Source organism: Komagataeibacter xylinus, assembly GCF_004302915.1.
Lineage (GTDB): Bacteria > Pseudomonadota > Alphaproteobacteria > Acetobacterales > Acetobacteraceae > Komagataeibacter > Komagataeibacter xylinus_C.
In genome coordinates this window covers 12,337-33,586 of sequence record NZ_QQBI01000025.1, presented here as the reverse complement: position 1 = coordinate 33,586, position 21,250 = coordinate 12,337, and the positions used below count along the sequence as shown (strand labels likewise).

Below are 21,250 nucleotides of genomic sequence, written 5' to 3'. Positions count from 1 at the left end.
GCACCGTGCCACTCGATCTCAAGGTATCCGTCGATGGCTCGGCCCTGTTCCAGGCATTCGCCCAGCTCACGCAGGATGAACTGCCCGGCGCCATCGCCCATGGCCTGAACCGCGTGGCAGGCGTTGCCAAGCGCGCGGTCCAGTCCCGCATGGAAGAGGTATTCAACAACCCCAAGCCGTGGACGAAAAACGCCTTCTTCGTGCGCACGGCAACGCCGCAGGACCACACGGCATGGGTCGCCACCCGCGACTTCGCCCCCGGCGGCACCGCAGCCTATGACTACCTGCGCCCTGAAATCTTCGGCGGCCCGCGCCCCATGAAGAAATCAGAAAAGGCGCTCCGCCCCATCGTGGGCGACCAGTACTGGGTGCCCGGTCGCGGCGCGCCGCTCGATGCCTATGGCAACATCCAGCGCGGCGAGATCGTGCGCATCCTCAGCCGCCTGGGCCTGATGCAGGACCCGCTGCAGAACATGACCGACCGCACGGCAAAACGGCTAGCCCGCAAGGGCCAGAACGCCCGCGCCCAGCGCTCGGAATACTTCATCGCCCGCGAGAAAGGGAACGGCCGGGCCAAGGGCATCTACAAGCTCATCGGCCCCGGCAACGTGGTGCCCATCCTCATCTTTGTCCGCCAGCCCACCTACCGCGCCGTGCTGCCGGTCGAGCAGATCGTGCAGGACGCGGTCGACCAGAACACCGAAGCCATGATCGGCAAGGCCGTTCGCTACGCCATACGAAAGCGCCTCGAATGACATTCACAGCCTATCCGCCCATCAGGCCGCAGCAGACCATCCTGTCCGGCCTCACGCGCGAGCAGCTGCAGGCCAACCTGGCAGCGGCCCAGCAGGCCATGCATGACCTCATGATCGGCGGCAAGCCGGTCTCGGTGTCCTTCTCGCAGGTCAACGGGTCGCGCTCCGTCACCTACACCTCGGCCAACCGGGCCGACCTCACCGCCTATATCCAGCTTCTCCAGACCACCCTGGGGACCAACCGGCGCAGGCCTGTCAGGTTCATCTACCGATGACACAACCCACGGTCAGGATACTCGGGCCGGATGGCAGGCCGCTACCGCCGGTCCAGCGCCCCCGCCCGCGCCGGGCTTCGGCCCTGTCCGGCGGTTTCGGCCAGACCCCATACGATGCGGCGGACATCACCAGTCCGCACATGGCGGCATGGAACCCGCTGCTGTGGTCGCCCGATGTCGAGCTCAACGTCTTCCGTGACCGCATCGTCTCGCGCATCCGCGACCTGGTGCGCAATGATGGCTGGGCCTCGGGCACCGTCACCCGCGTGCTCGACAACGCCATCGGCGGCACCTTCCGCCCGATCACAAAGCCCGATTACCGCAGCCTGCGCGTGCGCACCGGCTACAGCTTCGATGCCCTGTGGGCCGAGGAATGGGCGCGCGAGGTCGATGCCCACTGGCGCTGCTGGGCCGAGGATGAGGACCGCTTCTGCGATGCAGGGCGCCGCCTGACCTTCACCCAGATGATGTGGGTGGCCTTCCGCCATTACCTTGTCGATGGCGACTGCCTGGCGCAGGTCTGCTGGATCCCCGAGCGCGTGCGCGCCGGTGGCGCGGAATACGCCACGGCCTTCCACCTGATCGATCCCGACCGCCTCTCCAACCCCCAGTATAACTGGGACCTCAAGCACATCCGGGGCGGCGTCGAGATCGATGATTACGGCGCGCCCGTCGGCTACCACATCTGCCGCGCCCACCAGGGCGACTGGATGCAGGCCGCCGATACCGTGATCTGGGATTACATCCCGCGTGAAACCGACTGGGGCCGGGCCAATATCGTCCACTACTTCCAGACCGAACGCGCCGACCAGCATCGCGGTGGCGCGGGCATCCTCGCCCCCGTGGTCCAGCGGTTAAAGATGCTGATCAAGTATGACGGCACCGAACTCGATGCCGCCATCATCAACGCCATTTTCGGCGCGTTCGTGGAATCACCCTATGATCCCGCCCTGGTGGAAGACGCACTGGGCGGCGATGAGGTGGTCAGCGGCTATCAGGCCCTGCGCACGGATTTCCACGGCGGAAATTCCGTCATGCTGGGCAATGCCCGCATGCCGATCCTTGCCCCCGGCGAGAAAATCGGCACCGTGTCCGCTGCCCGGCCGGATTCCAATTTCGAGCAGTTCGAGAACGCCATGCTCCGCAATGTCGCATCCGGCGCAGGCGTGGCCTCCATGCAGGTCAGCAACAACTGGTCGGATGTGAATTACAGCTCCGCACGCGGTGCGCTGGGCGAGGCATGGAAAACCCTGTCCCGGCGGCGCGAAAACGTCTCCAAGGGCTTCGCATCCGGCATCCGGGCCGCATGGCTTGAGGAATGCGTGGCGCTCAATGACCTGCCGCTGCCTCGCGGCTGCCCGCCTGATTTCCTCTCGCGCTACTTCGCGGCCATCAAGACCCCGCTGGCGCGCTGCCGGTGGCTCGGTCCGGGCCGTGGCTGGCTCGATCCCGTGGCCGAACGGCAGGGCTCGATCCTCGGCATGGATGCGGGCCTGTCCACGCTCGAGAATGAAGTGGCGGAAAACGCCGGTGGCGATTGGGAGGAATATGTCGACCAGCGCGCCGTCGAGGTCCGCAAGTTCCAGGAATGCGGCCTCACCCCGCCCGACTGGTCCGGCGGCCAGAACCAGACCGCCACCCAGACCGCAACACCACCACAGAAACCGGATGCAAGCTGATGCACCCCTCCACCCTGCTGCTCAACCAGCCGCTGGCGCTCTCGGCCAGCCGCACGGCCATCATGGCCCGGCTGTTCCGTGATGGCGCATCGGCTGAATCCTTCTTCGGCGACAAGGTGAATGACGATACCCCTTACGAGATCCACAAGGGCATCGCCGTCATTCCCGTCTCCGGCGTGCTGCTGCCCGGTCGCGGCTGGTCGTGGTCGGGCGTCACCTACTACAGCACCATCCGCTCATCCCTGGCCGATGCGCTGGACAACCCCGACGTGTCCAAGATCGCCCTGCTGATCAACAGCCCCGGCGGCACGGTGTCGGAATGCGCCGATACGGCGGATGTGATCTACGCCGCACGCGGCCAGAAGCCCATCTGGGCCGTGCTCGATGACACCGCCTATTCCGCCGCCTACGCGCTGGCCTCATCGGCTGATTTCATCACGGTGCCCCGCGTGGGCGGCGTCGGTTCCATCGGGTGCGTCGGCATGCATGTCGACATCACCCAGGCGCTGGAAAAGGCGGGCATCCTTGTCACCACCTTCCAGTATGGCGCCCAGAAGACCGACGGCGCCTCCACAACCCCGCTCACCGATGGCTCGCGCAAGCGCATGCAGGCCATGATCGATGAGATGGGGGAGCTGTTCGTCTCCCAGGTCGCCCGCAACCGCGATCTCGACCCGGGCACCGTCCGCGACACGCAGGCCGGGACCTTCCTCGGCGGTCGCGGCATCGATCTCGGGCTGGCGGACCAGATCGCCACGCCCGAGGAGGCCATCGCGGCCTTCATGAAGCTCTGACCGCTCCCGGTCACCCCCACCATGCAGGCCCCTAACGGGGCCTTTTTTTATGGAGCCCAGCCCATGTCCATGCGCAAGACATCCCGGTTTGCCCATCTGTTCGGCACGCCCCGCGCCGCCACGGATGACGAGGACGAAGACCAGAACGCCCGCCGCGCCGAAGGCGAAGACCCCGAGGACGGTGAAGACGAAGACGGCGAGGATGATTCCCCGCCCCGCAAAAGCCGCAAGTCCAAGAAGGCGAAGAAAGCCGGTAAAGCGAAAAAGGCCGAGGACGATGGCGAAGACGCAGGCGACGACGATGCAGGCGATGATGACGCCGATGCGGAAGATGAGGACGATGAGGAAAAGGCCAGTGCCCGTGCCCGCGAGCGTGGCCGCTGCGCCGCCATCTTCAGCGATCCCGCCGCAGCCCTGAACCCGGTCGCGGCCGCCGAACTGGCGTTCAACACCAACATGCCCCGCTCGGCCGCCATCAACCTGCTGCGCGTCACCGCCAGCGCCATGCCGCAGGCCCCCGTGCAGGCCACCGCACCCTCGGCGCTCAACCGGCTTGATGAGCGCATGGCCAGCAGCCGGGTGCAGCCCGTGCCCACGCGGCGGGAATCGAGCCGTCAGAACGGCGGCGGCGATGACGCCACGGCCCTCGCCAACCGCATGATGCAGCGGCACAAATCCCTCACCGGCAAGTAAGGACCCCAGACCATGAGTGGTTCCACCACAGTTAACGGCATCTGGCCGCAGACCCCTGCCGCCTTTGACGCCACCTACCAGCCCGACCAGCTGATCGCGGGCGTCTACCCGCGCGTGACCGAAAACGTCACCCTCGCCGGTGCCCAGGGCGTGCTCGTGCGCGGCACGGTGCTCGGCGTGGTCACGGCCACCGGCAAATATGTCGTGTCCACTTCGGCTGCGACCGATGGCAGCCAGACACCCATCGCCGTGCTTGCCGATACCTATGACACCACGGCAGGCGATGTGGCCGGTGCTGGCTGCTACTTCAGCGGCGAGTTCAACCAGAACGCCGTCACCATGGGCACGGGCTGGACGGCCGCCACACTGGCCGCCGCCCTGCGGCCTGCCAACATCTACCTCAAGAATGCCGTGACCGCGGCAGACCCGACCTGACGGAGCAAATGCGGTGAGCTTTCCCACAATTTATGACACCAACGTGCTCGTGCAGGTCGTCAGCAACCTCAAGGTGGCCCAGACCTTCTTGCTCGACACGTTCTTCCCCAACATCGTCGAGAGCGACACGCAGTATGTCTCGATCGACGTGGATGTCGGCAAGCGGCGCATGTCGCCCTTCGTCAGCCCCATGGTCGAAGGCAAGCTGGTCGAGCAGCGTCGTATCGCCACCTCCACCTTCGAGCCGCCTTACGTCAAGGACAAGCGTGCCCCCGACCTGCTGCGCCCCGTGCGCCGCATGCTGGGCGAGCGCATCGCGGGCGGCGAGATGATCAACGGCGGCGGCGAGATGACACCGCAGGAGCGCATGGAGGCCAACCTGGTCTTTGAGCTGGCCGACCAGGTCGACATGCTCAAGCGGCGGCAGGAATGGATGGCCGCCCAGGCGCTTGTCACCGGCAAGCTGACCGTCTCGGGCGAGGGCTTCCCCACCAGCGTCATCGATTTCGGGCGCGATGCCAGCCTGACCGTGGTCAAGACCGGCACCGGCCTGTGGGATGCTGCAGCCACGGTGGCCAACCCCACCGATGACGTGCGCCTGTGGCAGACCATGGTGCTCAAGATCAGCGGTGCGCGCGTGACCGATCTGGTGTTCACGAGCACGCCCTACAACACCCTGATCAAGGATGACGAAGTCAAGAACGCCATCCTGAACACCTCCATCCGCGCCAATGACGAAGCCCGGCTGATCCTCGGTCCTCTGGCCGATATGGGTGCCGTGCTGATGGGCTACTGGGGCACCTACCGCGTATGGCTGTATAACGACTGGTACGTCGATGACGACAACGTCGAGCAGCCCATGATCCCCGATGGCACCGTGCTCGCCGTCTCCAGCCAGATGAATGGCACCCGTGCCTATGGCGCGATCAAGGATCCCGCCTTCGCTTATGGCGCCATGGCCTACGCGCCCAAGTCGTGGCTGCAGCAAGACCCGGCCCAGCGGTTCCTCATGCTCCAGTCAGCACCCGTCGTCATCCCCAGCCGGGTCAATGCGTGCCTGGTGGCCACTGTCACATCATCGGCGGACTGATCATGCCCGAAGCCACGAAAACAGTCGTCAAGCTGCCCGGCCGCACCCTGTTCAACGGCAGGAAAAAGGTTCCGGTCGGCGTGCCTTTCGACCTGCCCGCAGATGAGGCGGATCACCTGATCCGCCTCGGCCATGTACGCCTGTATGAACCGGACACGCCGCCGCAGCAGGAAACGCCTGCCCCTGATGCGCCGCCTGCTGGCGGCACGGAAGGTGCATGAGTGTTGATTTCGATGCCCTCGCCCTTGGTCCCTGCATGGGCACCTTCGGCGAGGACATCGTCTATCAGCCAGCCGCAGGCGGCTCATACACCATCACCGGCATACCGGATGTGCCCTACAGACCGGCCTTCGCTGACCAGATCGATGGCCTTACGCCCACCAACATCATCAGCGATGATGCGGTCGTGGGCATCCAGCTGTCGCAGCTCGCCTTCACGCCCGCGCAGGGCGACCTGCTGACCATGGGGGGCATCCTTTACCGCGTGCGTGAAACCCAGCCCGATGGCCGGGGCGGCATGCTGCTGACCCTCAACAACGCGGACCATGAAAATGACCCCATACCGGGTAATCCTTCGTGAGGCAGCGGCTGCGGTCCTGCTGAACGCGGGCACCATGGCCGGGCAGAAAATCTATACCGCCCGCAGCCTGCCCTCCACGATCGAGGACCTGCCCAACGTCTACCTGCAGGTGCCCATCGATCAGGGCACCAGTCTCGGGCGGTCGCAGCCGGGTTTCCGGCGCGTGGCCTATCTCCAGATCGAGGGGCGCGTGACTGGCGGCACTCCGGCCAAGGTCGAGGACACGCTCGACCTGCTGGCAGCCCAGATCGAATACGCCCTGATGCAGGATGCCAGCTTTCAGGCCCAGATCCAGCAGGTCACGGAAATCGATACCCGTCTCTCGATCGACAGCAGCGGCTCGCGCCATCTGGGCGTGGTCACCATCCGCATGGGGCTGGAGTTCGACGAATACTACCAGGCCAACGGCCCTGCCCTGACCGAGATCACCGGCACCATGACCGCGAACGGCAACACGGATTTCGCCGGTATGCAGGTCCCCACCACCTAAAACCGAGGCCCTTCCCCATGTTTGTAAAACCCGCCCCGAGCCGCGCAGTGCGGTGGCCCGGCACGATGCGTCTGCTCAAGGCGCAGGGCGAGACCGTGCCCGAAACCGGCTTCTGGCTCCTGCTCCTGCGCAATGGCGATGTGGTGCAGGCCACGCCGCCCGCCGCATCTGCAGCACCGGCCATCCCGGCCCCCTCGCCTGCGCCCGCCAGTGGCGGCGCAACCGCCACCCCTGAACCTGCCGAGGCCCACGCATGAGCGGCTCCATCACGGTGCCGGGCTACCCGACCAACAACCGGGTGCCCGGCTTTTATTTTGCCCTCGATAATTCCAAGGCGAATACCGCCTCCTATGCCCGCCGCGTCCTGATCGTCGCCCAGACCACCACGGGCGCTGCCCTTGCTGGCACGGCGCGCCTGTCCGCAGGCATCACCGATGCCGAGGGCCTGTATGGCGTGGGCTCGCAGGCCGCGATCATGGTCGCGCAGTATTTTGCCATCGACCCGCTGGGCGAGGTCTGGGTGCTGCCGCTGGCCGATGATGCCGCATCCGTGGCAGCCAAGGGCACGATCGCCATCACCGGTCCCGCATCCGCGTCCGGCACGCTGTGCCTGTATGTGGGTGACCAGCTCATCCCCACGCTGGTTACGGCAGGCGACACGGCGGCCACCATTGCCGAGAACGTGGTCACCGCAGCCCAGGCGGTCACCGGCCTGCCGGTCACGCTGGCGGTCGATGCCACCACGGCAGGCCAGATCAACGTCACGGCGCTGAACAAAGGCCTGTGCGGCAATGACATCCTGCTCGGCGTCAACCTGCTTGGCACCGCTGGCGGCCAGTCCCTGCCCACGGGCGTTGCCGTAACGCTGGGCCAGATGGCAGGCGGAACGCAGAACCCCACCACACTGGCCATGGCACTCGCCGGGCTGGGTGACCGCGTCTATGACCTGTTCATCCATCCCTACACCGACACGGCCAGCCTGACCGCGTTCAAGAACGTGTTCAACAATACCGATGGCCGCTGGGCACCGATGGAGCAGCTCTACGGCCACGGCATCACCGCCTACCGGGGCACGTATGGCGAGGCCACAGCCTTCGGCCAGACCCAGAACGACCCGCACACCACCATCATGCCCATCTCGGACAGCCCCTCCAGCCCCATGGTCTGGGCGGCCCAGATCGGCGCGCAGGTGGCGGCCAGCGTCCGCATCAACCCGGCCCTGCCGGTCACGGGCGTTGCCCTGACCGTCATGCCCCCCACCGATGCCGGGCGCTTCACGCTGCCCCAGCGCAACAGCCTGCTGTGGGATGGCATGAGCACGTTTACGGTGGATGACAGCGGCACGGTCAACATCGAGCGCCTGCTCACCACCTATCAGGAAAACGCCGACGGCGTGCCCGATAACAGCTACCTCGACATCGAGACGCTGATGACCGCCATGATCTGCCTGCAGGACATGCGCATCTTCCTCGCCTCGATGTTCGGCGGCTTCATCCTGGTAGCCGATGGCACGAAGATCCCGGCAGGCGCGAAAGCGACCACGGCCCAGCTGATCGGCAAGGCCTGTGCTGCCCGCTACCGCTGGCAGTGCACGCAGTTCTGGGCACAGAACGCCGCCACCTTCGCGGCCAACCTGCAGGCGCAGAATCAGGGCGGCGGCCAGGTCTTCCTGCTCATGCCCTATGACTTCGCCAACCAGCTCTGGGTCATTGCTGGCAACTGCCAGTTCGTCAAATCGTAAGGAGCCGCCATGTCCGGAACCGTCTATCGCGGGCCGCTTGGCGGCCTCGCGACCCTCACCATCAACGGCATCCCCTTCAATGTCGTGGGCGAAGCCCAGTGGCAGGCCTCGGGTGATGTCAATGAAACCGCCAAGGGCCAGAGCGCGGTCGAAGGCTTCACCGCCATGCCGGGCGAAGGCTTCATCCAGGCCACCCTGCGTGACCGGCGGGACTTTGCCGTCAGTGCCCTGCAGGGCGCATCCGGCCTGACCGTCGTGCTGGTCAACGCCAACGGCAAGGTCATCACCGCCAACGACGCCTGGCACACCGAGCGCATCGCCGTGAACACGCAGGAAGGCACCTTCGAGTTCCACGTCGACAGCGCCACCGTAACCGAGGACACCGTCTCGTGACCCATCCCCACCCGAAAAACATGACCGATGCGGAAGTCATGGCAGCGCTGGGCCAGCCCGATGAAGAGCTGCCCGCGCGCACGGATGACAGCGTGATCGTGCTTGATGACCCGATCACCCTCAGGGATGGCCGGGAGTATGCCGAGATCGACCTGGGCGAGCCCAACGTCTTTCACATCCTCTCGGCAGCGCAGGTCATCGGCAAGCGCCCCAGCATCGAGACGGTCTACAGCTCCCAGATCCGGCTGGTCGAACTGGTCAGCGGCTGGCCGCCGCTGGCCACGGGCGAACTGCCCAGCCATGTGCTGGACCGCGCCGTCGCCTACGTCACGCATTTTCAGGATGAGGCCCGTCGGCCGGATGATGTGCCGCCCGACCTGTCCCCATCCCTGACTTTAATTTTCGATGAGCCGATCGAGGCGGTGGGGCGCACCTTCACCACCCTGGAGCTGCGGCCGCCCAAGGTGAAGGAACGCCGCACGGCGCAGGCCTTCGAGGCGCGTGGCACGCCAGAAGGCTTCATGCTGGCCGAGATCGCCCTGGTCGAGGCCATCGGCGAATGGCCCAAGGCTGCCGTCCTCAAGATGCCGATCAGCAAGTTCGCGCGGGCGGCGGATTACCTGACCGGTTTTTTTCGCAGTGGCCCGGCAACTGGGCCGACATAGGCCCGGATCTGTGCGTGTTCTGCCCGGGCTTCACGCTCAGGGATGTCGAGGACCTGACCGGTGAGCGCATGCTCGACCTGTTCGACAAGGCCATCCGGATAAACGAACACCGCAAGCGGGAGGCTGCACGTGGCAAACAGCGGCGTTAAGGTTACCATCTCGGCAGCCGACCGGGCCAGCTCCACACTGGAAAAGATCAACAAGCGCATTGCGGGTCTACAGGCCCCCGTGCGCCGCGCGCAGGCCGCCTTCGGGCGGTTTGCCTCGCTGTCCGGCCTCACACGCCTGAAAAACGGCTTCGTGGGGCTGGCGCGCGAGGCGCTGGGTGCCTTCCGCTACATCGGCCAGATCGTGCCGGTGCTGGGCGCCATCACCGGCTCGGCCAGCCTTGCGGGCATGTACCGGCTCGTGGGGGTATGGGGGCAGTTCGGCACCCAGCTGCGCACGGTATCGGGCAGCATGGGCATGGCGCCCCAGAAGCTGCAGGCCATGCAGAACGCCGCCCGCCTGTCCGGCAGTTCCGCCGAGGCCATGACCGGCGCGCTCCAGACGCTGTCACAAACGCGGTGGAATGCCCTGCATGGCATGGATCCGCGCGCGGCGGCGCAGTTCAGCGCCATGCATCTCGATCTCGAAAAGCTCTCCAAGGAGCCGATAGACAAATTCTTTGATCGCGTTGCACATTCTATTCGCGGCTTACGTGATCCTGTCGCCCGTACAATAGCGGCAACCGCGCTTCTGGGTGGTGCGGGAGAACAGTTGCAGACAGTCCTGCAAGAAACGGACGAAGCATGGCAGCGTCACCGTAAAGAGGGCGAACGCCAGTCATGGATGACAAAGGAGATGGCCGATCGGGCTGACGCCTATCGGGAATCCCAGTCCGACCTGACCCTTTCTGTCGAACATTTCGGCGATGTCATAGCCGATGCCGCTTCTCCTGCCCTGGTTGACCTCAACCACTTCCTGACCGATCTGATCGACACCAACCGTGACTGGATCGCGCAGGACATAGGCAGCTACGTCAAGCAGTTCTCCTACTGGTTCCGCAACGGCGGATGGGACAAGATCAAGGCCGACATCGAAGGCGCGGCGCATGCCGTATCTGATGTGGTCGATAAGTTGGGCGGATGGGAATCAGCGGGGAAAAAAGCCCTGATCGCCATCGGGCTTCTATATTCCGTGCCAGTTCTGGCGGGTCTGGCCAGTCTTGCGCTGTCAATTGTGGGGATTGCCCGCGCCTTCAAGGAAATGGGCGCAGCGGCAAGGGATGCGCAGGTTGCCTCTCAGTTTCCGCCCGGTGCCGGTGGGCGTGGTGGCGCAGGGCGCGCGCCGCTTCGCCCTTCTGCCGCAGGCATGTTCGGGCTGCTGAATTTCGCCACCACTCTCTATCAGGCCCACAGGGATGGCGTTCAGATTTCAGGCGAAGGGGAAGGTCTGCTTGATCACGTCCCCGGTTATACCCGCTTCAGTCGGTGGTGGGACCGCATGTCCGGCGCGGCTGTTGCTCCGCTCGATCAGCCGGTGCAGGCCGCAGCGCTTCAGGCTGCCCAGAAATATGGGCTGGACCCGAATCATTACGTGGCCCTTCTCCGCAAGGAGCATGGAGGGATGCGCAACGTCTCGCCAGCAGGCGCCTTCGGCCCCAGCCAGCTTATGCCCAAAACCGCGCGGGACCTGGGGCTGCCAGACTCGGTCGATGCGCCAGGTTATAGCTGGCAGCAGAACCTCGATGGCGGCGCGCGGTATTACAAACAGATCCTGACCCGCTACCGGGGCGATTATGCTGCGGCGGACGCGGCATACAACGCAGGCCCGAACAGCAGGGCCGTGCAGCAGTTCGCCCGGACGCATGATCTCTCGGCCCTCCCGGCCGAGACGCAGGATTATGTCAGCTCGATCGCCAAGATGTCCGGCTTCAAATCCGGGCCGCCGGTCTCCCTCCCCTCCAGTGGGAGCGATGGCGGCAGCGCCGCGCCAGACCAGAACATGCACATCGTGGTTGAAACCCGGGGCGCACCCGGCACGACAGCCAAGGTAACCCGCGCGCCCCCGGGTGCCAGCGTCACCCATCAAACGCAGGTCCAGCGGGCCATGCCACCCGAGATAACCGCAACAGGAAGCTGACATGTCCGGCACCCTCACCACACTGGCCGAGGAATACCTGCAGGCCTCCTTCCGGGGCGTCCCGTTCGTGGTGGTGGGCAGCGGTGGCCAGAACGGTCGCAACACGGCGCTGCATGTCTACCCCTACAACCCCACGCCGTGGGTGGAAGACATGGGCCGCGCCCCGCGTCCCTACCGCTTCCGGGGCTTCCTGATCGGGCCGGAATGCTGGGCGCAGCGTGACCTGCTGGTCATGGCGGCCGAGACCAGTGGCACGGGCCTGCTGATCCATCCGGTCATTGGCGCCATACAGGCCAGCCTGCTGCGGTGCGACTGGTACGCCCGCGATGGAGTGATGCATGTCATCGACATCGAACTGGAGTTCATGGAGGCCAGCTCCTACCTGTCCTCCACCATCCTGCTGGCACTGCATGCTGCCGTAGCCGTTGCCGCCGTGGCGTTCGGCTCGGCCATCTCGTCCGATTACGCCGCCACCACGCTCACCCCCTACAGCTATGGCGCAACCGTGCTGCATGCCGGGCGCGATGTGGCGTCCGACTGGGGCAACGGAGCCAACAGCGCCATCCGCTCCCCCCGCGCCTTCGCTGGTGCCATGGCGGCATTGCCCGGCAATATCGGGCGCTACGCCAACGGCAGCGGGGCCGTGGTGGATGAAAGCGCTACGGTCGATACCATCCTCGCCGGGCTCACCGCCAGCGCCCAGACGGTCAGCGATAACGTGGCCGCGCTGGCCGATGCGGGCGATGCATCCGCGCTGGCTGCTGCCATCCTCGTGGTGCCTGAATCCATCCGCTCGGCCATCGCCGATCCCGCCGGACAGATTGCCGTGCTCATGCCGCTGGCCACCTACGGCCCATCGGTCGTGGCCTCGGGCGCACCGATCGGCGGCGCGATTGCAACGGCACAGACCGCCACTGCAACGCTGTGCAGGCAGGCCGCCCTGCTCTCGCTGGCCTACGCCCTGGCCGACTGGCAGCCCGCCACGTCGGATGAGGCGCAGGCCATGCGCGCACGCATCGGCGCCATGCTCGATGATGAGGCGGTAATCGCGGCCGATGCCGGTGACGGGACCACCTTTCAGGCCCTGCGCAACCTGCGCGCACAGGTATTGCAGGACCTGGCCGACCGTGCCGCCCGCCTGCCCGATCTGGTCACGATAACCCGCAACGCCCCCCTGCCCGCGCTGGTGCTGGCCCAGCAGGTCTATGCCAACGGCTCCCGCGCGCCCGACCTGATCCGGCGGGCAAACCCCATTCACCCGGCTTTCATGCCCACCAGTTTCGAGGCGTTATCATCATGAGCGGCGCACTCTCTGCCCTGTCCGACTTCGTGGGCTGGACGCCCGAGCCGTCCGACCAGGTCTCGGTCATCATCCTGCGCGGCACGAAGGCATGGGCCATCAGCACATGGACGGCCGCGACCATCCGCATGGGCGTGGAAATCATGCCCTGGACGGCAACCCTGTCCATGACCACGCAGGGGCCGGACGCCGCCACCACGATCGACCTTGTGGAAGGCGATAGCTGCCAGCTCCTGATCGGCAGCACGCTGGTATTCACCGGCTATGTCCAGACCATTGTGGAGGACATCGCACCCGGCCAGCACAGCATCGAGGTGCAACTGGCGTCGAAAAGTATCGACCTGGTGGAATGCGCGGCGGAGTTCAGCACATTCCAGATGAACAGCACGAACGCGCTGGCCATCGCCCGTGCTGTCTCCGCCTTCGCGGGCATACAGGTGATCTCGGTGGATGGCGCGGGGGACACTGACATCAAGGCCTTCTCCGCCATCCTGACGGAAACCGCCTATGAGATGATCGAGCGCGTCACCCGCCTCGCCGCCGTGCTGTTCTATGACCGGCCGGATGGAAACATCTGTATGTCGCAGGCAGGTTCGCGCCGTGCCGCCAGCGGCTTCGTGCTGGGCGATAATATCGAGCGCATACAGCGCGTGCGCAGCATGGCCGGGCGCTTTTCCAGCGTGCAGGCCATTAATATCGGGGCCATCACCCTGTTCGAGACGCCCGATGAAAGCAATCTGGTCAACCAGATGACGGCCAATACCGCGCCCTTCAACGCGCAGGCCTTTGACAAGGGCGTCAATCGCACACGCAACATGCTGATCCCGGTCGAAATCGGCGACCCTGATTACGCCATTGCCCGCCAGCGCGTGCAATGGGAGGTCAACCGCCGGTATGCCCGCGCCTATCCCGTTATGGTGACAAGCGACAGTTGGCGCGACAAAGCAGGAAACCTCTGGCTGCCGAATACATTGGTGCCTGTCTCGACCATGGGAGGCACGCAGCAGCTTGAACTGCTGATTGGTGAGATGGTCCTGCGGCAGGCAATCGGGGAAGGCACGCATGTCGATGTCACGCTGATGGACCCCAAGGCCTTCCTTCCGCAACCGGTCGTCAACCCGATCTATCAGGATCCATTCTACCAGGCATGGCTCTCCGGTCAGGGACAGGCCACGCAGGGATCCTCATAATGCCGTCCCTTCCCCGCATCGCACGCGGCCTGATGATGCTGGTGGGCATCGGACGGCAGACATCCGACACGAACGAACAGACCGGCACGCCAACGCTACAGGCCGCAATAACGGCAGGTGAACTGCGACCTGACATGCCGATGGTGCAGGAATACGGGCTGGCCAGTCGGCCGGTGCCCGGGTCTGACGTGGTTACGGTCTTCATTGGCGGCGACCGCAAGCGCGGCGTTGTCGTCGCCACGGGCGACCAGCGCGGCAGGCCGACTGACCTGCAGCCCGGGGAGGTCTGCCTCTACCACCCCAGAACCGGCAGCCGGATCTGGCTCAAGGCGGATGGCTCCATCGCCATCATTCCCGCCAACGGCAAGACAGCCCTGACCGGCGACCTGACGGCCACCGGCACCATCACCGGCAATGAAGTCGTGGCGCAGGGCATCAAGCTTTCCACACACCCGCATGGCGGCGTCACGCCGGGCAGCGGCAAGTCCGGTGCGCCCGAGGCCAGCTAGGCCGCAGAATACAGGCTTTCTCCATGGATATCGCAATCACCTGGAACGTCCGCGAGGCGCGCGGCGACTGGCCCATCGTGTCCGGTGACCTGGCACTCGACAACCCGCTGCGCACGGCCGTCATGGTCTCGCTGTTCACCGATCGCGTGGCCCCCGAGCAGCCCTCATCAGCCGACACGGCGGCAGGCATCCAGTCGCCCGGCGGCGCGCCCGGCACGGCTGCGGCTGACCGGCGCGGCTGGTGGGGCGATGCCTTTGCCGACCTGCCCATCGGCTCGCGCCTGTGGCAGCTGAAGCGCGCGGTGAAGGTCGGCACCCGGGCTATCCCGCGCGAGATCGAGAGCATCTGCACCGAGGCCCTGCAATGGCTGGTCGATGATGGCGTGGTGTGCTCGATCGCGGTCAGTGCGTGGTGGAGCGCCACCATCCCCACCATGGCCGAGTTCTCCGTCACTCTCACCCAGCCGGGCAACAGCACGCCCCAGACATTTACCTTCTCATGGGCCTGGGAGGGCCTGACCTGATATGGCCTATCCACGCCCCACCCTGTCGCAGCTGCGCCAGCAGGCCCTGCAGGATGTTGTCAGCGGTGGCATCCCCGGCGTCGTGGCCGTGCTGCGCTTCTCCGTGCTGTATGTGCTGGCCATGGTGCTGGCCGGGCTGGCGTGGCTGCATTACGGCTATATCGACTGGGTTTCCCTGCAATCCGTGCCGTGGACGGCCACGGATGAATACCTGGCCGCATGGGGCGCGCTCAAGGGCGTGTACCGCAAGGGGGCCACGGCTGCGACCGGCACGGCCACCTTCCCCGCCACCGGCACCAGCACCATCCCCGCAGGCACGCAGTTAGCACTCCAGGGCGGCGTGCTGGCCACGGCCTCGGCCGAGAGTGTCACGGCCGATGGTGCGACCGTGGTCAGCTGGACCGCCAGCAGCACCGGCAGCGCGGGCGTCACGCTGGGCACCATCGTCACCCTGTCCAGCCCGGTGCCCGGCATCCAGACCAGCGGCACGGTCACGGGGGTGACGGTCAGCGGGGCCGACATCGAGGATGAGGATGACTTCCGCACCCGCGTGATGGAGGCGTTCCAGGCGCAGGGGGAGGATGGCAAGCAGGCGGATTACGTGGACTGGGCCGAGGCCGTGACCGGCGTCACCCGCGCCTGGTGCGTGGGCAACGGCTTCGGCGCGGGCACGGTAGTGGTCTACGTCATGCTCGATGAGGCCAACGCCGCCACGGGCGGTTTCCCGGTCGGCACCGATGGCACGGCAGCAGGCGATCCCCGCTACACCACCGCCACCGGCGACCAGCTGACCGTAGCCAACGCGATTCAGGACGAGCGGCCCGTCACCGCGCTGGTCATTGTCTGCGCGCCCATCGCCCAGCCGGTGGACTTCGTCATCACCGACCTCGGCACGGGCGATACCACGGCCAACCATACCGCCATCAAGACCGCGCTGGCCGACATGTTCCAGCGCGTATCCGCCCCCGGCGGCACCATCAACCCCAATGACTGGCAGGAGGCCATCGCCGCCATCGGGCTGGACAGCTTCGAGGTCAAAAGCCCGACCGATCCCGTGGTCGGCGCCAACCAGGGCAGCATGCCGGTGCTGGGCACGGTCAGCGGCACGGATGGCGTGGCATGGTAGCGCCCATTTTTGCCACGTCGGATTTCCGCACGGCCCTGCTCAACCTGCTGCCACGCGGGCGCATCTGGTCGCGTGAGCCTGACGGCATGCCCTACCAGATCGCGGGCGTGTGGGCGCCCACCTTCCAGCGCAGCGGGCAGTCGGCCGGTGAGCTGATCGCCGATGCCTTCCCCTCGACTACGGCCAACCTGCTGCCGGAATGGGAGGCCACCCTCGGCCTGCCCGATCCCTGCGCGGGCGAGAGCCCCACGGTGGAGCTACGGCGCGCGCAGGTGGTGGCCCGGCTGACCGATAATGGCGGGGCGTCCGTCGCCTACTTCATCGCGTTTGCCAAAACCCTCGGGTTTGACATCACCATCACCGAGTTCGCGCCCAGCCGCTTTGGCCGGAAGTTCGGCACGCCCTTCGGCGGCGATGCCTGGGCGCATACGTGGCAGGTCAACGCCCCGCAGTTCACGGTCACCCCCCTGCGCTTCGGCAATGCCTTTGGCGAGCCCTTCGCCACCTGGGGCAGCACGGTCCTGCAATGCGAGCTGACCGCGCGCAAGCCCGCCCACACCATCCTGATCTTCAACTACAGCGAAGGATAACCGATGGACCTCATCATCGGCACCGGCACGGTCGCCGAGGCCAGCCGCGACACCATGCCCGCCACCGGCACGCCCGGCTGGGCCACGGATGGCAACCCGGCGGCCACCATCCCCGCCACCGACTTCCCGGCCGCGCACTACAACATGCTCATGGCCGAGGTCATCCAGCCCATCCTCGATGCGGGCCTGACGCTGGACCCCGCCAACTGGGGGCAGCTCTCGGCCGCCATCAAGGCCCTGGCCAAACAGGCCGCGAGCGGCGCCGTGCTCGGCTCCCCCGGCGTTCTGGCCACGGGTGATGTAGCGGGGGCGGTGCTCTACTATTCCGCAGCCCTGGCAGCGCCTGCCTTCACCTACGGCAGCACGACCGTGGGGCTGGCCACCACTACGGCCCTGACCTCGGCGCTGGGCGATTACCTGCCGCTGGGCGGCGGCAACGTCACCGGCGCGATGGACTGGGGCCTCAAAACCGCAGCCAATACGGTCACACACCGCTTCTGGTCGGCAGGGGCACCCACCACGGGTAACGCCACGCCTGACGCCACCCTGACCGCGACCGGTGGCACGCCGGGCACCGCGAACGCGGGCACGCTGGCGCTCGAAACCGGCACGCTCGACCTGTCCGGCGTCAAGTCCACGCTGCTCCCGGACGCCACGCTGCCGCAGCAGCCGGTCGTGTTTGGACAGCTTGCCGGGCTGACGCCGGGCAGGCTGCTGAACACGCAGGTGTTCGACACTGCGGGCACCTACCCTTACACGCCCACGCCGGGCACGACCCGTATCGAGGTTGATATTCAGGGTGGCGGTGGATCCGGGGGCTACGCATACGGCACCAGCTCCGCATACGTTTCATGCTCGACCGCTGGGGGTGCAGGGAGCTTTTGCCGCGCCGCCTACAAAATCTCCGACATACAGGCTGACATTACTGCGGGCCTCAACATTACTGTCGGTGCAGCGGGTGCCGTCTCGCCCCTGAATGAGTCGGGCGGTAATGGGGGAGCGTCCTCATTCGGTAGCCTGGCAACGGCTCCGGGCGGATACGGGGGGAAATACGGCGTTGCGGCGAATGAGAATGCCTATTTCCAGTTCGCGCTGGGCACGCCCGGCGATGCGCCGACCGGGACGGGAATTGTATTTTCCGTGCGCGGCGGCCCTGCGGACATGCAGTTCGATCTGGGCGGCGGCATCATGAGCGGACAGGGCGGCAGCAGCCTGTTCGGAACGGGCGGCGGCCCCATTTCGGCTGGGGGCGCCTATGGCGTAGCCAATGTCACGGCCCAGAACGGGAACGGCCCTGGCGCGGGCGGTTCCGGACTGCCCGCAGGGGTTAGCGCAACAGGCGGTCCGGGCGGTCTGGGCGTGGACGGGATTGCTATAATCAGGGAGTTCGCATGATGGCGCAGAAAACCTACGCATGGATCAACGCGCGAGGAACGGTTGGCCAGGTCATTACGACCGATGCGGACCTCTCCACCCTCTACGCGCCTGATTTTGTCGCGGCCTGCGTGGATGTGACGGCAGTCACCCCGCAGCCTGCCGATCACTGGACCGCCACGAAATCAGCGGCGGGCGTGTGGTCGTTTGCAGCCCCGGTTGCGGCAACGGTTTCCCTTGCCCAGCAGGCGACAGCGGCGCAATCGTGGATCAGCCAGCAGGCCAGTCTCGCCACCGCGATGGGTGAAACCTTCACGGCAGACATGAAGGCCTACGTACTGGCCATCGCTGCCATCGCCAACGGCACCGACACCACCAGCACCGCGCTGCCCGCCCAGCCCACGGATGTGATGACGGCCAGCACGGCCACCACCACGACCTGACCCGGCCGCATAACCCGCGCCTGCCCGACCGCCCTTTGAGGCGGTTTTTTATTGCCTGGAAATCTGATGTTCATTCTGTGGAGAGTGCTGGGGTTCGGTGATGACCCCCAGCTGCGCGACCGGCTGGTCCGCGTCGAGACCAAGGTCGAATCAACCGAGACCGACCTGCGCGCCCTGCGCGGCGAGGTGCGCGACCTGTCGACCGAGATGCGCGAGTGCATGGGCCAGATCATCGGCGGCATGAAGGCCATCAAGCAGATCGGGGCGGCCATTGTCGGCCTGATCACCGTGATCGGCACCGTCGCCGCCGCCCTGTTCGCCTATCCGCCGTTTTGCGACTGGTTCGGCCAGCTCCTGCACGGTGGACATCCATGAGCCCAGGCAATGCCCCGAATAAGGAACCTGACGCCATGAGCGAACTCCCGCGCGGCATCCGCAACAACAACCCCGGCAATCTCGACTTTGCCCGCCAGCCCGGCGCGCATCTGGAAACCGGCGTGCCCTGCCCGCGCTTTGCCGCCTTCCCCACCATGGCGGATGGCATCCGCGCGCTGCGCGAGCAGCTGCTGCACTACGGCCAGCGGGGCCTGAGCACGGTGGCCAGCATTATTTCCGTCTATGCGCCGCCCGGCGAGAACCCCACCGGGGCCTACATTCATGTCCTGTGCAGCCGGATGGGCGTGCAGCCCGGCACCGTGCTGGACCTGAACGATGCGCAGACCATGCGGCAGCTGATCCTTGGCATCACGCTGATGGAGAACGGGCCGGGGCACATCACCCTGCCCCAGATCGACCAGGCGCTGCACGGCCTGCCTGCCCTGCCCCAGCCTGCCGAGGCCTGACATGGACCCCTTCTCGCTGCTGCAGGATGTGCTCTCGATGCTCCCGGCCCAGTATGCCGGGGATGTCGTGGTGGTCCTGTCGTTCCTGATCTCGACCTGCGCGCTGATCGCGCGGTTCTGGCGGCCGCCTGACCCTACCTCGAAATGGGTGCTGGTCTGGACCGTGGTCACCGCCATTGCCCAGGCGCGCGGGTGGAACCTGCCTGCCTACCAGCCGGGCAAAAAGGCCGCGATGGTCCCGGCAACAGTTCCGCGCAGCGCGGTCGAGCAACGCCTCGATGTGCCGCCCGGCTCCACGCGCCCCGGCAAGCCGCCAGCGCGGGCTTCCCCGCCTGCCTGACTGGCGCAGCCCCGGCCCCATGGTTGGATGGCCGATAAGGGCCGGGACTGCGCGGGCACGATACGCAACCTGAGCGCGACTTCGTGCAACAAAATACAACCTAAAGTAACCGCCCGTGAGGCGGTTTTTTATTGGGAGAGACCACCCATGGCTGACGCAACCACCGCCATCCCTGCCCTCGAGACCCTGATCGAGACCGCGCTGGGCAAGCGCGACACGGCTACGGCACAGGCCGACATCCAGCTGACAGGCACCCTGCTGCAAACGCTGGTGCCGGTGATCGTGGCCCGCGCCGCGCCCAACCTCGATCTGGCGGGCATCGATGCCGCCGTGACGAAGATCCTCACCGGCATCACCGACCTGAAAACGGCGATCGAGACCAAGCCTGCCACGGCCAGCGCGACCCCGGCCGCAGCGCCTGCGGCGGAAAAGGTCGAGGCCCCGCGCCCGGTCGTGCCCGGCCAGCCGCTGCGCTGAGCGGCGGGCCTGAACGGTCGCAGAATTTAAGGAAGACAGCCCCGGTGCTAGGTGGATGGCCGATGCACTCCGGGGCTGCACTTCTCATCATATGCAACTTTAGGGCGAAAATATGTCCTGAATTGCAACCCAAAGTAACCGCCCCACAGCCGGGCGGTTTTTGAACGGGAGTCCTCCATGCATAACCCCACCCGCCGCGCCTTCCTGCGCGGTTCATCCGCCCTGGTCGCAGGCGTGGCCCTGACGGCCTGCACGGTCACGAAAAACGGTGACGTCACCACCCTCACGCTCAACGTGGCCGCCATTAAGGATTACGGGCAGGCAGGCCTCAATGCCGTCTCGACCATCCTGAGCATCGCAGCCCTCGCCAGCGCCATCGGCACGCCGACCGTGGCCATCATCAATGCGGGTGATACCGCCCTGGGCGCGGCCCTGAACGCCTTCTCCAATGCTGCCGGATCCACGCTGACCATCACCTACGATGATACGAACTGGAAAAGCCGGGTGGACAGCGTGCTCTCTGCCCTCGGCACGGTCGAGAAAGACCTGAGCGCCGCCATCACCGGCGTGGAGACCAAGGTCGCCAGCACCGATCTCTCCAACGCCAACACCGCCCTGAACGCGCTGGCCACCATCGTGTCGGCCTTCAAGGCCCTGCTGGACAGCGTGGCCGTGCGGCGCCCTGTCGGGGCCATGGCCAGCGCCACGCCTGCTCCCTCGCAGGCACAGGTGCAGCAGGCGCTCAGGGTGCTGGGGGTGACGGCATGACGCGCACCGGCATCTTCGCCCTCTGGGCCGCCAGCACCATCGGCGGCGTGCTG

General features: G+C 66.2%; 29 protein-coding genes. All 29 read left to right on the top strand.

Annotated elements, in window-relative coordinates:
- The first annotated feature begins 5 nt into the window (after window positions 1–5).
- Window positions 6–755, top strand: a complete 750-nt coding sequence (locus DV027_RS12815) for a hypothetical protein (RefSeq protein ID WP_130732394.1) — start codon at window positions 6–8, stop codon at window positions 753–755.
- Window positions 752–1,030 (top strand): gpW family head-tail joining protein, encoded by a 279-nt coding sequence (gene gpW / locus DV027_RS12810; RefSeq protein WP_061273103.1) that lies wholly within the window; start codon window positions 752–754, stop codon window positions 1,028–1,030. The genes DV027_RS12815 and gpW overlap by 4 nt, the downstream gene beginning before the upstream one ends.
- Complete coding sequence (locus DV027_RS12805; RefSeq protein ID WP_130732392.1) at window positions 1,027–2,709, top strand: phage portal protein; 1,683 nt, start codon at window positions 1,027–1,029, stop codon at window positions 2,707–2,709. The genes gpW and DV027_RS12805 overlap by 4 nt, the downstream gene beginning before the upstream one ends.
- Window positions 2,709–3,503, top strand: a complete 795-nt coding sequence (locus tag DV027_RS12800; RefSeq protein WP_130732390.1) for a S49 family peptidase — start codon at window positions 2,709–2,711, stop codon at window positions 3,501–3,503. Before DV027_RS12805 ends, DV027_RS12800 begins: the two co-directional genes overlap by 1 nt.
- Window positions 3,504–3,566: 63 nt before the next feature.
- Window positions 3,567–4,196, top strand: coding sequence for a hypothetical protein (locus DV027_RS12795; protein WP_242621899.1), 630 nt, complete (start codon window positions 3,567–3,569; stop codon window positions 4,194–4,196).
- A gap of 12 nt (window positions 4,197–4,208) precedes the next feature.
- Window positions 4,209–4,631, top strand: coding sequence for a head decoration protein (locus DV027_RS12790; RefSeq protein ID WP_130732386.1), 423 nt, complete (start codon window positions 4,209–4,211; stop codon window positions 4,629–4,631).
- 13 nt (window positions 4,632–4,644) lie between these two features.
- A complete protein-coding gene (locus DV027_RS12785; RefSeq protein ID WP_130732384.1) occupies window positions 4,645–5,721 on the top strand; it encodes a major capsid protein in 1,077 nt (358 codons plus the stop codon).
- A 2-nt stretch (window positions 5,722–5,723) separates the two neighbouring features.
- Entirely contained in the window at window positions 5,724–5,942 is a 219-nt protein-coding gene (locus tag DV027_RS12780; RefSeq protein ID WP_130732382.1) for a hypothetical protein, read from the top strand.
- The gene (locus DV027_RS12775; protein WP_130732380.1) at window positions 5,939–6,301 is read left to right on the top strand and encodes a head-tail joining protein; all 363 of its coding nucleotides are present in this window, start codon (window positions 5,939–5,941) and stop codon (window positions 6,299–6,301) included. Before DV027_RS12780 ends, DV027_RS12775 begins: the two co-directional genes overlap by 4 nt.
- A complete protein-coding gene (locus DV027_RS12770) occupies window positions 6,267–6,791 on the top strand; it encodes a hypothetical protein (RefSeq protein WP_242621898.1) in 525 nt (174 codons plus the stop codon). The genes DV027_RS12775 and DV027_RS12770 overlap by 35 nt, the downstream gene beginning before the upstream one ends.
- A gap of 17 nt (window positions 6,792–6,808) precedes the next feature.
- Entirely contained in the window at window positions 6,809–7,048 is a 240-nt protein-coding gene (locus tag DV027_RS12765) for a DUF2635 domain-containing protein (protein ID WP_130732376.1), read from the top strand.
- Complete coding sequence (locus DV027_RS12760) at window positions 7,045–8,532, top strand: phage tail sheath subtilisin-like domain-containing protein (RefSeq protein WP_130732374.1); 1,488 nt, start codon at window positions 7,045–7,047, stop codon at window positions 8,530–8,532. Before DV027_RS12765 ends, DV027_RS12760 begins: the two co-directional genes overlap by 4 nt.
- 9 nt (window positions 8,533–8,541) lie before the next feature.
- Entirely contained in the window at window positions 8,542–8,925 is a 384-nt protein-coding gene (locus DV027_RS12755; RefSeq protein WP_130732372.1) for a phage tail tube protein, read from the top strand.
- Window positions 8,922–9,590 (top strand): phage tail assembly protein, encoded by a 669-nt coding sequence (locus DV027_RS12750; protein WP_130732370.1) that lies wholly within the window; start codon window positions 8,922–8,924, stop codon window positions 9,588–9,590. The genes DV027_RS12755 and DV027_RS12750 overlap by 4 nt, the downstream gene beginning before the upstream one ends.
- A gap of 14 nt (window positions 9,591–9,604) precedes the next feature.
- The gene (locus tag DV027_RS18100; RefSeq protein ID WP_275101004.1) at window positions 9,605–9,739 is read left to right on the top strand and encodes a hypothetical protein; all 135 of its coding nucleotides are present in this window, start codon (window positions 9,605–9,607) and stop codon (window positions 9,737–9,739) included.
- Window positions 9,720–11,714, top strand: a complete 1,995-nt coding sequence (locus DV027_RS12745) for a lytic transglycosylase domain-containing protein (RefSeq protein WP_130732368.1) — start codon at window positions 9,720–9,722, stop codon at window positions 11,712–11,714. Before DV027_RS18100 ends, DV027_RS12745 begins: the two co-directional genes overlap by 20 nt.
- Before the next feature lies 1 nt (window position 11,715).
- Complete coding sequence (locus DV027_RS12740) at window positions 11,716–13,014, top strand: DNA circularization protein (protein ID WP_130732366.1); 1,299 nt, start codon at window positions 11,716–11,718, stop codon at window positions 13,012–13,014.
- Window positions 13,011–14,204 (top strand): phage baseplate assembly protein, encoded by a 1,194-nt coding sequence (locus DV027_RS12735; protein ID WP_130732364.1) that lies wholly within the window; start codon window positions 13,011–13,013, stop codon window positions 14,202–14,204. The genes DV027_RS12740 and DV027_RS12735 overlap by 4 nt, the downstream gene beginning before the upstream one ends.
- Window positions 14,204–14,713 (top strand): phage baseplate assembly protein domain-containing protein, encoded by a 510-nt coding sequence (locus DV027_RS12730; RefSeq protein WP_207303488.1) that lies wholly within the window; start codon window positions 14,204–14,206, stop codon window positions 14,711–14,713. The genes DV027_RS12735 and DV027_RS12730 overlap by 1 nt, the downstream gene beginning before the upstream one ends.
- A 23-nt stretch (window positions 14,714–14,736) precedes the next feature.
- Window positions 14,737–15,237 (top strand): phage GP46 family protein, encoded by a 501-nt coding sequence (locus DV027_RS12725; RefSeq protein ID WP_130732362.1) that lies wholly within the window; start codon window positions 14,737–14,739, stop codon window positions 15,235–15,237.
- 1 nt (window position 15,238) lies between these two features.
- On the top strand, window positions 15,239–16,363 hold the full coding sequence (locus tag DV027_RS12720; RefSeq protein WP_130732360.1) for a baseplate J/gp47 family protein: 1,125 nt from the start codon (window positions 15,239–15,241) through the stop codon (window positions 16,361–16,363).
- Window positions 16,357–16,953 carry a YmfQ family protein gene (locus tag DV027_RS12715; RefSeq protein ID WP_130732358.1) on the top strand — a complete coding sequence of 199 codons (597 nt, stop codon included), beginning with the start codon at window positions 16,357–16,359 and terminating at the stop codon, window positions 16,951–16,953. Before DV027_RS12720 ends, DV027_RS12715 begins: the two co-directional genes overlap by 7 nt.
- 3 nt (window positions 16,954–16,956) lie before the next feature.
- Complete coding sequence (locus DV027_RS17915; RefSeq protein WP_242621897.1) at window positions 16,957–18,348, top strand: glycine-rich domain-containing protein; 1,392 nt, start codon at window positions 16,957–16,959, stop codon at window positions 18,346–18,348.
- The gene (locus tag DV027_RS12705; RefSeq protein ID WP_242621896.1) at window positions 18,345–18,770 is read left to right on the top strand and encodes a hypothetical protein; all 426 of its coding nucleotides are present in this window, start codon (window positions 18,345–18,347) and stop codon (window positions 18,768–18,770) included. The genes DV027_RS17915 and DV027_RS12705 overlap by 4 nt, the downstream gene beginning before the upstream one ends.
- Window positions 18,771–18,836: 66 nt before the next feature.
- The gene (locus DV027_RS12700) at window positions 18,837–19,145 is read left to right on the top strand and encodes a hypothetical protein (RefSeq protein ID WP_061273038.1); all 309 of its coding nucleotides are present in this window, start codon (window positions 18,837–18,839) and stop codon (window positions 19,143–19,145) included.
- A 35-nt stretch (window positions 19,146–19,180) separates the two neighbouring features.
- The gene (locus DV027_RS12695; protein ID WP_130732356.1) at window positions 19,181–19,612 is read left to right on the top strand and encodes a structural protein; all 432 of its coding nucleotides are present in this window, start codon (window positions 19,181–19,183) and stop codon (window positions 19,610–19,612) included.
- 1 nt (window position 19,613) lies between these two features.
- Window positions 19,614–19,952 carry a hypothetical protein gene (locus tag DV027_RS12690; protein WP_110568754.1) on the top strand — a complete coding sequence of 113 codons (339 nt, stop codon included), beginning with the start codon at window positions 19,614–19,616 and terminating at the stop codon, window positions 19,950–19,952.
- A gap of 147 nt (window positions 19,953–20,099) precedes the next feature.
- On the top strand, window positions 20,100–20,429 hold the full coding sequence (locus DV027_RS12685; protein ID WP_130732354.1) for a hypothetical protein: 330 nt from the start codon (window positions 20,100–20,102) through the stop codon (window positions 20,427–20,429).
- 177 nt (window positions 20,430–20,606) lie between these two features.
- Entirely contained in the window at window positions 20,607–21,197 is a 591-nt protein-coding gene (locus tag DV027_RS12680; RefSeq protein ID WP_130732352.1) for a hypothetical protein, read from the top strand.
- The last annotated feature ends 53 nt before the right edge of the window (window positions 21,198–21,250 follow it).